Origin of the sequence: Olivibacter sp. CPCC 100613, assembly GCF_036959255.1 — a bacterium.
In the GTDB taxonomy this organism is placed as follows: Bacteria; Bacteroidota; Bacteroidia; order Sphingobacteriales; family Sphingobacteriaceae; genus Olivibacter.
In genome coordinates, this window is sequence record NZ_JAWMTI010000001.1 from 502,769 (window position 1) to 516,300 (window position 13,532).

The window sequence follows — 13,532 nt, forward strand, 5'->3', positions numbered from 1 at the left end:
TATTTAAGTAGTTGTCAGTTGCCGGTTCTCAGTTCTCAGCTTTTGAAGCTACAAAGCTTCAGCTATTTGCTGAAGACCAAACTGGGACGCATAACAGGCTTTTTGACTTTTGAATTTTAAATTTTGAATTTCTAAATCACTTGAAAACCGAAAGCGTAAGGATCTTCGTCATCAATTATAATATGATTATAACCTGTAATTAAAGCCCAGCCCTCAATCCCCGGTATAATTGCCGGTTTTCCATTAATGCTGGTTTCTTCCTCGATAGTACCGAGGAATTTAGAGCCAATGTAACTTTCATGGATAAATTGGTCCCCCTTTTTTAGTTTACCTTTGGCATACCATTGGGCCATCCTCGCAGAGGTTCCTGTACCGCATGGCGACCTATCTAAAGCATTTTCTCCGACAAGAACTGCATTTCGCCCACTTGATGACGGATCTAAAACACTACCTGTCCACTGGATGTGGCTTAAGCCGGAAATATGATTGTTTTCAGGGTGAATAAATTGATATTTCTCATTGAGTAATTGTCGGATTATTTTACCATAATGAATGAGTTGACTGGCAGAAAATTGATTTATATCTTCAAAATTAGTCTGTGGGTCAATAATACCATAAAAATTCCCTCCAAAAGAGACGTCTACACGTATAAGTCCTAAATCCGGGCACTCCACTTCCAGTCCTTCGGCGAACAAAAACGATTTTACATTGGTTAACTTAACAGATTTAACGCGTTTACCTTCTTGCTTATAATCGATTAAGACAAGACCTGCCGGTGTTTCAAGACGTAATTTACCAGGCACCTTTGGTTCAACAAGCCCCTCCTCGATAGCGATGGTCACCGTCCCGATGGTACCATGTCCACACATGGGCAAACAGCCACTGGTTTCTATATATAATACGCCGATATCATTCGCCGGATCGCAAGCTGGATACAATATACTTCCACTCATCATATCATGCCCCCGCGGCTCAAACATCAGCCCCTTCCGAATCCAATCGTACTCTTTCATGAAGTGCAAACGTCGCTCCATCATGGAGTTTCCCTCCAATAGTGGGCCACCTCCTGCAACCAATCGAACAGGACAACCGCAAGTATGGGCGTCTATACAGAAAAACGTTCTTCTCATATGCGCTCTTTCGTCAATATATTGTCCACCGTACGATAAATACCCAAAGGGTTCGCATTCTTTAGTTGATCCGGCAATAGCCTATCTGGCCAGTTTTGGAACGATAAGGGGCGTAGGAAGCGCTGTACAGCATCCGATCCGACCGAAGTGAACCTCACATCACTTGTAGCTGGAAAAGGACCTCCATGCTGCATGGCCAAACAAACTTCTACACCGGTAGGCATTCCGTTAAACAACAAGCGGCCACATTTGTCCTGCAAAAGGCTAATTAATCTACTATGTTCGCTTGCGTCTGCCTCCGTTGCGGCCACGGTAATGGTCAGCTGCCCACTTAAATGACGGGCAATCCGGTGCATTTCATCCACACTTTCGCAGCTAACAATTAACCCGAAAGGACCAAACACCTCTTCAAGTAAAGCCTCATTTTCTACAACGCTTTTTGCATCTGTTTCGACAAGCAGGGCGGCCCCTTGGCCTTCTGCAGCGATTTGTTCTGCTTTGCCTATTACGCGAATGGTGGATTCCGCTAACATGCGTTCGCTATTGGTACGGTAAGCTTTAGCAATGCCTGCATGAAGCATGTTCGCCGGAGGGCAATTTAAAACTTCTTGACGGAGAACCTCTTTAAATGCTTCAAGATCTTTCCCCTTGACAGCTACGAGTACACCTGGATTGGTACAAAATTGTCCCACACCGAGGGTTAGTGAACTTAAATATTGGTTCGCTAACCCTCGTGGATCGGTCGCCATTTTTTCCGGCAGCGCAAAAACCGGGTTTACACTCCCCATCTCGGCAAATACCGGAATCGGCTCTTCCCGTTTATTCGCTAAATCAAACAAGGCTTTCCCGCCTCCATAAGATCCTGTAAAAGCAACGGATTTGACAATCGGATGCTGAACAAGGTATGCGCCTGATTCATTCGAACTACCATATACATGCGAAAAAATCCCGTCGGGCCACCCTTCCTCTTTGATTGCATCGGCAATAGTCTCTGCCATAAGTGAGGATGTCTTGGGATGTCCCGGATGTGCTTTAAGAATTACCGGACAACCCGCTGCGATAGCGCTCGCCGTATCTCCACCGGCGGTTGAAAAAGCAAAGGGGAAATTACTTGCACCAAAAACAACGACAGGACCAACCCCAACCTTGATTTTACGCAAATCCGGCTTTGGTGGTGTTCTGTCTGGAATCGCTGTATCAATTCTTGCTTCAAAGCATATACCTTCTTTAATATGATCAGCATAACTTCTCCATTGAAAGACAGTCCGCGCTTTCTCTCCGATCAGGCGTGCCTCGGGAAGGTGGCTCTCCTCCGTTGCCGTTGCGATCAATTCAGTCCCCAATCCTTCTATTTTAGCTGCAATCGCATACATTAAGCCCGCTCTATCGATAACGCTTCTTCCTTTTAGGTATTGAAATGCTTCTTCTGCCTTGTGCAGTAATTCCTTGACTTGTTCCTGTGGTGTTTCTGTGTACATTCTATTTCCTTTCAATAATTAAACTAGGTTACCGGAACCCTTTGTTTCCAAGTTCGGCCTATTCACCTTACTATCGGCAATAACTTTCAATATACGTTCGCGTTCTTCACCTACTAACGGTAAGCGAGGCGCGCGCACGGTTTCATTACTAATACCCTCACTCGTGGCCGCCAATTTGATGTATTGAACTAGTTTGGCATGGATATCTAACTCTAATAAAGGCAAAAACCAACGGAATATGGCTAATGCTTTCTCTATTTTACCTGCTTTTACATAATCATAGATCGCAACCGTTTCTTTTGGATAAGCGTCCACTAAGCCGGCAACAATCCCATCTGCTCCCATTAATAAAGCTTCTGTAGTAATAGTGTCAACACCCCCTAAGATCTTAAAACGATCGCCAAATCGATTAATCATACGGGTGATGTTCGTTAAATCGCGCGTTGATTCTTTAACCGCTTGGATATTGGGTACCGTCGCCAATTGTTCAAACATAGCTAATGTTACGAGGTTCCCATAGTCAACGGGATTATTGTAAACCATGATCGGAAGACTTGTGCTATTTGCGATTGTTGTGAAGAAAATCACAGTTTCCCGATCGTCTGCCTTATAGCGCATGGGAGGTAAAACCATTAATCCATCCGCTCCCAGTTCTTCTGCTTTCTGTGCTATTTTAATCGCTTCTGAGGTAGCCTGTTCAGCAATACCCAAAATCACCGGGATATTTTTATCAGCTACAAAGTTAACTGTATATGTCAATAAATCGTATTTCTCTTGTGTGGTTAACGTACTCGCCTCACCAAGTGACCCTGCTAAAATCAAACCATGCACACCTCCTTCCAGCTGCGCAGTCAGATTCTTACCAAACATGTCAAAATCGATTTCTCCATCCTCTTTAAATGGGGTTAGTAATGCAGGATAAATTCCTTTCCAAAGTTCTTTAGTCATTATAGTTCTTTTTTTTTCAAAAGTAAAACGAACATTTAAAGGTATCAATCCATGTATTAATCAATCATGCGCATATTTTAACTTTTTTAACATCGCATTTTTGACTTGACACAAAGGGCAACATTCTTCTTTACATAACCGATCAAAAAAAGGAATAGGCCTACCGGGAGATCTGACTATATACCGTATCAATTAACCAAATAAATGGACTATAGATGCCTACTGTATGTTTCTTTGAAAATTCACCATGTATTCTTTGGGCGAATTGCCAATTACACTCTTAAAAACCCGATTAAAATTTGTAATACTATTAAATCCGCAATTGTAGGCGACACCTGATATACTTTCACATTTATGATGTGTTAGCTTTTTGCATGCCTCATGCACGCGCATTTCATTCAAAAATGCGACAAAAGTATTCCCTGTGTGTTTCTTAAAATATCGACAAAAAGCTTGGGGAGTTAAATTTGCCTGATCGGCCACCTCCTCTAAGGTGATTGCTTTTGTAAAATTTTGCGCTATATAATTATAGATAGATCCAATACGAATTCCTTCATTTTCAGAGATTAATGAATTTTTTCCCCCGGACAAGGCATTCCCCTGCTTAGAGATCTGGCATAACGTGCGCAATAAATAAAAGAAGTGCATCAGCTGATCCATCTGACTAGCATCCTTTAAGCGCAATACGCGTCTCGATACCTCCTTAAAATACGTATTCGGCACCTTAAAGCCACCTTCATAATCTTTTACAAAACTTTGTAACATATAAAGTTCCGGTAAATTAAACAAGGACGCCAACTTCCCGTTCGGGTCAAAGAAGACAGAGATTGAGCGGACCTGTTTAGGCCGGGTTTCGTCAAAGTATTCTGCATTACTTTTGAAAACGTGGGACTGATTGGCTCCTAATAAGAAAATATCATTCTCCTGAAAAGGATGCATGCTGTTATCGGCAATTAATGTGCCTTTTCCTTCTATAATCCACATGAGCTGGGCTTCATGATGTCGATGTAAATAAGGATAGAAGTGCGGCATACAATCTTCCTGAACGATAACAGTTCGATCGTGCGCTACCGGGATAGTGAATTGTAGTGTTTTCATCGCTGGTTTGGTGTATTAGGTAATGTGAATTTGCCAATTTTAACCCATAAATACAAGAGTTAATATAAAATAGGTTAAAATACGGTCAGCATTCGTTAAATGATTGCCAATATCCCTGAACTTTAGGTTAAAATACGAAAAGCATCAGGGAAAAAAGGGAAAGCTGTATTGATAATAATTTAAGAGTTTTGCGCGTAGGCTTTTTTCTCTGTAAATCGTAAATTAGCCAATTTACAACAACGAATGACTATGTTTGAAACATCCATTTACGTCACACGAAGAAATAGACTAAAAAGCCAAGTCTCCCACGGATTGCTATTATTTCTAGGAAATGATGAACAAGCTATGAATTATGCAGACAATACCTATCCATTTAGGCAGGACAGTTCTTTTCTATACTACTTTGGTATTCAAGAACCTAAGCTTGCGGCCGTGATAGATTTGGATGAGAACAAGGAAATATTATTTGGCGATGAATTAACAATCGATGAAATTGTATGGATGGGACGGCAGGAAACCTTACAGGAAAAAGGTGAGAAAAGCGGCCTTTCCATTGTTCGTCCTATCAAAGACCTCTACAATTATTTAAAGCTGGCAGCAGGAAAAAATCGGAACATTCATTATCTTCCTCCATACCAGCCAACCAACCAAATTAAGCTATTTAACTTGCTGGGCATTCATCCACTTGAACAACGAGCAAAGGCGTCCGTCTCTTTTATCAAAGCAGTAATTGCTCAACGTGCCATCAAAAGTGATGACGAAGTTAAACAGCTTGATTTAGCCGTGAATACATCAGTAGACATGCATCTTCATGCGATGAAGATGGCTCGTGAAGGATTGACAGAGCTACAGATAGCGAACGCAATACAGGAGATTGCTCAAAACGGAGGAGGTAAGCTCGCATATCCTACCATTCTATCGGTTCACGGCGAAATCCTTCATAACCATAAACAATTAAATACGCTGAAGAGCGGTCAATTGGTGTTGAATGATTCCGGAGCTGAGACCGCTATGGGCTATGCGGGTGATTTAACACGTACTTTTCCGGTAGACAAACATTTTAGCACCCAACAAAAAGAAATCTACCAAGTTGTATTACAAGCTTTTGAAAAAGCTTCGATGATGGTAGCCCCTCAAATACGATACCTCGACGTGCACCTTAGCGCCTGCGCTGTTCTATTTGATGGCTTAAAAGAACTGGGGCTTGTGCGTGGAAATACGACAGAAGCTATTGCCAATGGAGCGCATACTTTATTCTTTCAGTGCGGTACGGGCCATATGATGGGCTTAGATGTGCATGATATGGAAGATTTAGGTGAGCAATATGTTGGTTATACCGACACCTTAAGAAAGGACACCAAAACGTTTGGTTTAAAGTCGTTACGCCTAGGAAAAGAACTCGAGCCAGGCTATGTAATAACGGTTGAGCCCGGTATTTATTTTATACCAGCACTATTCGCTCTCTGGAAAGCTGAAAACAAACTGACTGAATTTATTAACTACCAAGCAGTAGAGAAATACCTGAACTTTGGCGGTGTCCGCATTGAAGACAATTACTTAGTAACAAGTTCAGGTAATCGACGCTTAGGAAAGTACTTAGCGAAAACAGTTGAAGAAGTGGAAGCGATAAGAAATAGCTAAGAAAACCCTTACCTTAGTACCCACAAACACCAAAATTGCTATATAACACATGAGAAATGTAAACCACCTACTATGGATCTGCTTAATTATAAGCCACTTATTCTCCATAAATTTTCTATTTGCACAACCTGGTATTAAAACACAGTGGACCGAAGATGGCAATGGCTATTATGAAATTTCTGATGGGCAGATTTTGGAAATAAAACTCTTGGACCCCAACCATCCGAACGTTTTTTTAGATGCCTCGACCCTTACGCCGAAGGACAGTAGCACTCCCCTAAAAATTAAGCAGTTCAGCATTTCTACCGATCGCCGAAAAGTATTATTATTTGCCAATACGAAACGGGTTTGGCGTTATCATACGCGCGGAGATTATTGGCTTTACGATATCGACAAAAAAGAACTTAAACAGTTAGGTAATGGGCTTCCGGCTTCTTCCTTGATGTTTGCGAAACTATCACCGGATGGGTCCAGCGTTGCTTATGTAAGCGAACACAACTTATATGTTGAAGATCTGAGCTCACATCGCATTAGCCAGCTAACAGAAGATGGCACCGATCGCATGATCAATGGGACCTTTGATTGGGTCTACGAAGAAGAATTTGGCTGTAGAGACGGATTTCGTTGGTCTGGCGACAGCAAGCATATCGCTTACTGGAAAATCGATGCGCGCAGTATTCGCAATTACCTGATGTTGAATACAACGGATTCCACCTATTCGTTTACTGTACCTGTAGAATATCCCAAGGCTGGTCAAAATCCAAGCGCCTGTTTTATCTATGTAGTGGATGTAAAAACAAACGAAAACAAGAAAATGGATATACCGGGCGATCCGATACAGCACTATATTCCGCGAATGGAATGGACATTGGATGGCCAATCGCTTATTATTCAGCAATTAAATCGTCAACAGCAGGAGAGTAATATTCTACTCTGCCAAGTTGAAAATGGAAAAACAAAAACGATTTACAGTGAACAAGATAAAGCATGGATTGATATTAAATCTCGTTGGAATGATGACGATCCTACCGGTTGGGAATGGGTGGATGATGGTAAGGCTTTTTTATGGGTAAGTGAAAAAGATGGTTGGCGTCATATTTATAAAATTGACCTGCGTGGTCGGGAAACATTACTTACCAAAGGTAATTACGATATTATTGGAATAGATTTAATTGATGAAAACAATCAAAAAATCTATTACAGTGCTTCGCCTTCCAATGCCACACAAAAATACTTGTATCAAATCAACTTAAAAGGAGGTGAAGCAACACAACTATCACCTAGCAGTCAAGCCGGTACACACAGCTATCGTATTTCGCCCAATGGAGAACTTGCGGAACACGAATTTAGCAGCAGCTCCACCTATTTTGCAGGGGAAGTCGTCAGCTTGCCTAAACATCAAGAGAAATTAGCAGCGAACGTTCATCGTGAATTACCTGCAGGAACTTCCAAACCTGAATTCTTTAAGATTACAACGGCCGATGGAATTGAGATGGATGGTTGGATGGTTAAACCAAGCCAGTTCGATTCAACAAAAAGGTATCCTGTTGTTTTTTACGTATATGGCGAACCAGCCGGGCAAACCGTTACTGACACCTACGGCGCGGGATTCAACCGTTTATATGAAGGCAGCATGGCAGATGATGGTTATATCTATATTTCCGTAGAAAATCGTGGGGCTCCCGCACCTAAAGGTAGAGAGTGGAGAAAAGCAATTTATCGCAACATCGGAACAATTAACATTCGGGATCAGGCGATGGCGGCAAAAGAAATCTTAAAATGGAATTTTATAGATTCATCACGCGTGGCCGTATGGGGATGGAGCGGCGGAGGTTCCTCTACGTTGAATTTGTTGTTTCAATATCCTGAAATTTATCAAACAGGCATCGCGGTAGCCGCTGTGGGGAATCAACTCATGTACGACAATATTTATCAGGAACGCTACATGGGTGTCCCGCCTGAAAGTCAGGCAGATTATGTAAAAGGCTCACCGATTACGCATGCTAAAAACTTGCGAGGTAACTTATTATATATTCACGGCACAGGCGATGATAACGTACATTATCAGAATGCTGAAATGCTCATCAATGAGTTGGTCAAACACAATAAACAGTTTCAATTGATGTCATATCCGAACCGCAGCCATTCGATATCGGAAGGTGAGGGCACGTCTGCGCACTTGTCACGTTTGTACACGAATTATTTAAAACAATACTGCCCTCCGGGAGGGAGGTAGAATGAGCTAATTATTGAATAAGCCAATTAGCCAATTGAAAAATACGTATAGCACAAACAATATGTTACGAATAAACTATAAAAAATTACTGTATATCCTATCAATTACCGTATTACCTTTAATAGGATCGGCCCAATTACTGGTAAAAGATCAACCGGTCTTTACAAAGGCAGATTCGCTAAGAGGGACATTAACTCCTTTACGTACTTGTTATGACATCAAGTATTATCACTTAGACGTAAAGGTTGATATCGATAACAAATTCATCAGCGGAAGCAACCTTTTTAAATTTGAAGCCACTATGGACTTCGACAGGCTACAGTTTGATCTGTTTGCCAATTTAAAAGTAGAAAAGGTCATTTATCATGGTCAGGAGATACCTTTTACGCGTAATTACAATGCCGTATTTGTAAACTTCCCGGCTAACATTAAACGCGGCTCGGTCGATTCAATGCAAGTGTTTTATTCAGGCAATCCGCAGGTTGCTAAACGAGCTCCATGGGACGGTGGCTTTGTTTTCTCTCAGGATAGCAATGGTAAACCTTGGGTGGCGACTGCCTGCCAGGGACTAGGGGCTAGTGTTTGGTGGCCTAATAAAGATCATCAAGCGGATGAAGTAGACAGCATGCTAATCAGTGTGAGCGTTCCAAAAGGGTTGACGGATGTTTCTAACGGCCGCCTCATCAAGAAAACAAACCGTAAAGACGGTTATACCCAATTCGATTGGTTTGTACGCAACCCGATCAATAATTACAGTGTGTCCGTTAATATTGGTGACTACGTTAATTTTAAGGACACTTATCCAGGAGAAAAGGGTTCCTTGGATTTAAGCTATTGGGTATTGAGAGAAAATGAAGCAAAGGCCAAAAAGTTTTTTCCCAAGAATGTAGTTCCGATGTTAAAGGCTTTTGAACACTGGTTCGGTCCCTATCCTTTTTATGAAGACAGTTATAAGCTCGTGGATGTGCCCTATACAGGCATGGAACATCAAAGCGCTGTTACTTACGGTAATGGCTATGCCAATGGTTATCGCGGCCGCGATGCATCAGACACCGGTTGGGGTATGAAATGGGATTTCATTATTGTTCATGAAAGTGGACATGAATGGTTTGGAAACAACATCACTTCGAAGGACCTCGCGGACATGTGGATACATGAAAGTTTTACCAATTATTCAGAGGCGCTATTTGTCGACTATAACTACGGAAAAGAGGCTGGACAAGCTTATGTTCATGGTATTCGGAGTGGTATCCGAAACGATAGTCCGGTGCAGGGCCCCTATGGAGTAAATCAAGAAGGATCCGGTGATATGTATCCAAAAGGGGGGGTGTTGTTGAATATGGTTCGCACCATTATAAATGACGACGAGAAATGGCGGCAGATATTAAGAGGATTGAACAAAACATTTTATCATCAAACCGTGAACTACGAAGATGTGGTCAATTATATCAGTCAACATGCTGGCCGCGACTTGAGCACTGTCTTTGAACAATACGTTAAACATACGAACATTCCTACCCTGGAGTTTCGCTTTAAAGATGGGAAGACCTACGCGCGTTGGATTGCCGATGTGGCAGATTTCACCATGCCGGTGAAGGTGCGTAAAAAGGGCAGCGATTATCAATTTATGGCACTGGATAGAAATTGGAAAGAGCTAAATTTACCCGGAGCCAACAAAGACAATATCGAAGTGGATACGTATAACTATTATATCGGTGTATTGATTGAATAAATTTAGCTATTCACAACCTAAAAAGGCCGTTTTACAAGATAAACCGGCCTTTTTACGTCTAATTTAGTGCTGGTAGAATTTCCACCTTGTTTGACTTTCCCTCGTTAAAGGCTCTTCAAGTAAAATAGCTCGAATCATCTCCACCGGCATCGCATTCAATTTGAGCACGGTATCGTGAAATTCCTTTAAGGTATACTTAGTTGATTTCAAGACTTCCCGCTGGAGCGCATAGAACTGTAATCCGCCGATATAATAAGACACCTGGTAAAGCGGAAAGGCCTGACTATCTCTTGATAAAGGCCAATTTAACTCGCTCTCCACGTTGGCCCGTTCATGTCCAACTTCGTCTACCAGAAAATCAGCACATTGTTCTGCCGACCATTTGCCCAAGTGAAAGTTAAGCTGGAAGATGATCCGCGCACATCGATACTTACGCCAAAATAACATACCGATTCGTTCTTCCGGTGTCCGCGCAAAACCTTTATCCCACAGCAGCATTTCCCAATATAAAGCCCATCCTTCCATCCAAAAGGGTGTATCAAAATTCCGATAGGTTCGGTAACGGGCATTCATAAAAAATTCCAAGTTATGTCCCGCTATTAATTCGTGATGTACAGTCGCCCGCGAAAAATAAGGGTTGTTGCCAAGCATGCGCATTCTTGCTAAGTCAAAATCCATTGTATTGGTTGGATAAGTTATACTAATTTCCCATCCTCCCGTAAAAAAAGCATTTGACTTTTGACGCTCGGGCGACATCATAATCATTCCCCAAGTTTCCTCGGCAAGTTCAGGAATCGTAATTAAGTCGTTCTTTTTCAGGAAATCTACCGATTCATCATACAACTTACGGATTACGGCAGGTTGTTGTCCAACAGGTACAGCACTTGCTTTTACTTTTTCCAAAGCAGCTTTCCAGTCATTGCCGAAGCCCAATGCTGTGGACGCCTTTAGCATTTCCTGCTGGCACCAGGCCATCTCTTGATGGGCAATTGCCAAAAGTTCGTCAGGACTATAGTTAATAAATTCGTGTTGAAGCAGTCGCATCAGTTCCTCTCTACCAATAGGGGTACGTGTATAAATACCCATCTTGTTTGGTTGTTGCTTCTTTTGAAAAACACCGACATAACGCACCAGCATGCTATCAGCACGATGATAGGCTTCGGGTACCCACCACGAAAATGCCGGATCATAACCATTATAGAATTCAAAGACACTTGCCGCTGTCTTCCGTAGCAAGTCCGCTTCCTCTCTTGCCGCCCTAATTTGTTCGGGTTCTAAATGCATACCATCCAAGTTCTTTATAAGCAGGGGTATCGCCTTCGTTAGGTGCGAAAAAGTGGAAGCAACCCGTGGTGCATCGAGTGGATTTCCACGTCTACGTAAACGCTCTAACGCAAAAATGCTATCAGCAAAGGGAAATAGACCTTTCAGCTGTTCCATCTGCTGTGTAAGCCTTTCCAATTGATATTGCTTCTCTTTTAAGTCTCTTGTAAATAATAAATAATCGACTTTACACTCCTGCGGTAATTGATCGAAATCCACATTCTTCAGTTGATCAAGGTATTGTTCATTCAACACCCTTAATCGTGCTTGCCGATCAGGCGATCCCATGCCCTTTGCCATTCGATAACGGGGGGCATTTTCTGAGGGAGAATAAAAGCGATAAATAGCTGCTTCATCGGCTTCAAACTGTTTCATCAAATAAGGAATCTCCTGACAGGGCACATACCCTTCTGTGGAAATTTGCGCGTTAACGGATGGCGCATTAGTAAACAGTAATATAAGCGCAATTGATAAAAATGATTTTCTTTCCATTTCGTTCAAATAAAAAGCGCCAAATCAAAGATCTGACGCTAAAAAATGACAACTTATTGTGCATCCCACCAAACACGCTTCGTGAGCACATCGCCACTATGTTGAGGTTGGGGATTATTCGTCAACTCATTTAATGGGTATAGCATTTTCCGTGGAATATCCGAAACTGCGTTTTGCACTTTATTAATTGCCGGATAACCCGTTCTACGCCAATCGTTAAAAATTTCCGGCGAGAGAAAATTGACAATGGCTTTCTCTTCCATGATGTAGGACAAAGCATTGTCGGCATTAATATTTCCTCTGCTTGCTAAATAGGCTGCGATTGCGGTGCTAGACGAAACACCAGTATGGGCCATATCTGCTTCAATAGCCTGCTGATATATGGGTGCCGCTGCCTCTGCTCCTGATAAGATTAAAGTGGCTTCGGCTTTCAACAGTAATGCTTCCCGATAATTAATGAGATTTAACGGCGAATTAGCACTTGCGTAAAATGAGCCGCCTAAAGAATAAGATTCCAGCGAGCCAATACCAGAGGAGCCAATAACACGGCCTAAATAGGCATTATTCTGCTTTGAACGGGTAATCAGTTGGGTTATTCTCGGATCATTTCGGCTTACTAATGAATCAACAGTTTTTGACGATAAAATAATCGTTTCGACGGGTAGAAAATTTCTGTACCACCTATTCTCTTTGCCCGCTGTACCATCGTACACTAAACGCAAATCATCCGTATTACTTTGCATGCCATTTTCCAAGGCGCTCAACGCCAATTGAGCCTGTGCCGCCGTGGTGTGGTTCGGCGCTTTTGTGAGGTGCATATAATAACGGGCCTTTAAGGTATAAGCGGCCTTAATCCATTGCGTGGTATTTCCCTGGTAAAAGAAATCCCTGTTGCCCGGTAGTGTTCCACCAGCCGCCTGTAAACTGGTAATACCCTCATCCAACAAGCTCTGAATCGTATTGTAGATCGTTTCCTGACTATCATATGCGGGCGTAAAAGTTCCCGTAGCATTTAATGCCTGCGAATAGGGAACATCTCCCCACATATCGGTCGCATACGCAAGGGTATAAGCAGTTAAAACACCGGCTATCCCGCTATAAATGGTGTTACCCTTCTCGTCCGCCTGTTCTTTCATCAATTTAAGATTCTCCAAACAATCCGTATAGGTATAACGCCAGGTATCATTCAAATCCGCAGGATTTAACAAATAAGTGCCAACATTGGGCGGTGCCTGATTCAGGGCAATCAGTTGCATAAAATGGGCTGCATTAATAGATGCCCAGCCGGCAACCACATTGTGCACCAAATTATATTCGATAGCAGGCAATAACAATGATTCCTGTACCGATGAAGGTTCATTCGGATTTTCATTGACATCCAAAAATTTCTCACAGCTGGAAAACAACCATGTTGCAGCGAGTATGATATAAGGAATTGACTTTTTCATCTTTCT

The 13,532-nt window shown here is 42.2% G+C and carries 9 protein-coding genes; 3 read left to right on the plus strand and 6 right to left on the minus strand.

Annotated elements, in window-relative coordinates:
* Positions 1-131: 131 nt before the first annotated feature.
* The 4 genes from RYH73_RS02000 to RYH73_RS02015 form a co-directional block, all read right to left on the minus strand.
* Positions 132-1,130, minus strand: coding sequence for a 4-hydroxyproline epimerase (locus RYH73_RS02000; RefSeq protein ID WP_335311582.1), 999 nt, complete (start codon positions 1,128-1,130; stop codon positions 132-134).
* Positions 1,127-2,608, minus strand: coding sequence for an aldehyde dehydrogenase (NADP(+)) (locus tag RYH73_RS02005; RefSeq protein ID WP_335311583.1), 1,482 nt, complete (start codon positions 2,606-2,608; stop codon positions 1,127-1,129). The genes RYH73_RS02000 and RYH73_RS02005 overlap by 4 nt, the downstream gene beginning before the upstream one ends.
* Before the next feature lie 18 nt (positions 2,609-2,626).
* Positions 2,627-3,556: a dihydrodipicolinate synthase family protein gene (locus tag RYH73_RS02010; RefSeq protein WP_335311584.1), complete on the minus strand. Its 930-nt coding sequence runs from the start codon at positions 3,554-3,556 to the stop codon at positions 2,627-2,629.
* 219 nt (positions 3,557-3,775) lie between these two features.
* The gene (locus tag RYH73_RS02015) at positions 3,776-4,654 is read right to left on the minus strand and encodes an AraC family transcriptional regulator (protein WP_335311585.1); all 879 of its coding nucleotides are present in this window, start codon (positions 4,652-4,654) and stop codon (positions 3,776-3,778) included.
* Positions 4,655-4,897: 243 nt separating this feature from the next.
* Between RYH73_RS02015 and RYH73_RS02020 the strand changes: the two genes are divergently transcribed.
* From RYH73_RS02020 to RYH73_RS02030, 3 genes are all read left to right on the plus strand, one after another.
* Positions 4,898-6,295 carry an aminopeptidase P family protein gene (locus tag RYH73_RS02020; RefSeq protein ID WP_335311586.1) on the plus strand — a complete coding sequence of 466 codons (1,398 nt, stop codon included), beginning with the start codon at positions 4,898-4,900 and terminating at the stop codon, positions 6,293-6,295.
* 49 nt (positions 6,296-6,344) lie between these two features.
* The gene (locus RYH73_RS02025) at positions 6,345-8,531 is read left to right on the plus strand and encodes a S9 family peptidase (RefSeq protein ID WP_335311587.1); all 2,187 of its coding nucleotides are present in this window, start codon (positions 6,345-6,347) and stop codon (positions 8,529-8,531) included.
* Positions 8,532-8,592: 61 nt separating this feature from the next.
* On the plus strand, positions 8,593-10,263 hold the full coding sequence (locus RYH73_RS02030) for a M1 family metallopeptidase (protein ID WP_335311588.1): 1,671 nt from the start codon (positions 8,593-8,595) through the stop codon (positions 10,261-10,263).
* Between the two features lie 63 nt (positions 10,264-10,326).
* Here the strand turns inward: RYH73_RS02030 and RYH73_RS02035 are convergent, their stop codons facing one another.
* Positions 10,327-12,078, minus strand: a complete 1,752-nt coding sequence (locus tag RYH73_RS02035) for a DUF885 family protein (protein ID WP_335311589.1) — start codon at positions 12,076-12,078, stop codon at positions 10,327-10,329.
* 53 nt (positions 12,079-12,131) lie between these two features.
* On the minus strand, positions 12,132-13,526 hold the full coding sequence (locus tag RYH73_RS02040; protein WP_335311590.1) for a SusD/RagB family nutrient-binding outer membrane lipoprotein: 1,395 nt from the start codon (positions 13,524-13,526) through the stop codon (positions 12,132-12,134).
* Positions 13,527-13,532 lie beyond the last annotated feature (6 nt).

Coding starts and splice junctions, on each gene's coding strand:
- RYH73_RS02000 (WP_335311582.1), bottom strand. CDS start 1,130: ATGAGAAGAACGTTTTTCTGTATAGACGCCCATACTTGCGGTTGTCCT.
- RYH73_RS02005 (WP_335311583.1), bottom strand. CDS start 2,608: ATGTACACAGAAACACCACAGGAACAAGTCAAGGAATTACTGCACAAG.
- RYH73_RS02010 (WP_335311584.1), bottom strand. CDS start 3,556: ATGACTAAAGAACTTTGGAAAGGAATTTATCCTGCATTACTAACCCCA.
- RYH73_RS02015 (WP_335311585.1), bottom strand. CDS start 4,654: ATGAAAACACTACAATTCACTATCCCGGTAGCGCACGATCGAACTGTT.
- RYH73_RS02020 (WP_335311586.1), top strand. CDS start 4,898: ATGACTATGTTTGAAACATCCATTTACGTCACACGAAGAAATAGACTA.
- RYH73_RS02025 (WP_335311587.1), top strand. CDS start 6,345: ATGAGAAATGTAAACCACCTACTATGGATCTGCTTAATTATAAGCCAC.
- RYH73_RS02030 (WP_335311588.1), top strand. CDS start 8,593: ATGTTACGAATAAACTATAAAAAATTACTGTATATCCTATCAATTACC.
- RYH73_RS02035 (WP_335311589.1), bottom strand. CDS start 12,078: ATGGAAAGAAAATCATTTTTATCAATTGCGCTTATATTACTGTTTACT.
- RYH73_RS02040 (WP_335311590.1), bottom strand. CDS start 13,526: ATGAAAAAGTCAATTCCTTATATCATACTCGCTGCAACATGGTTGTTT.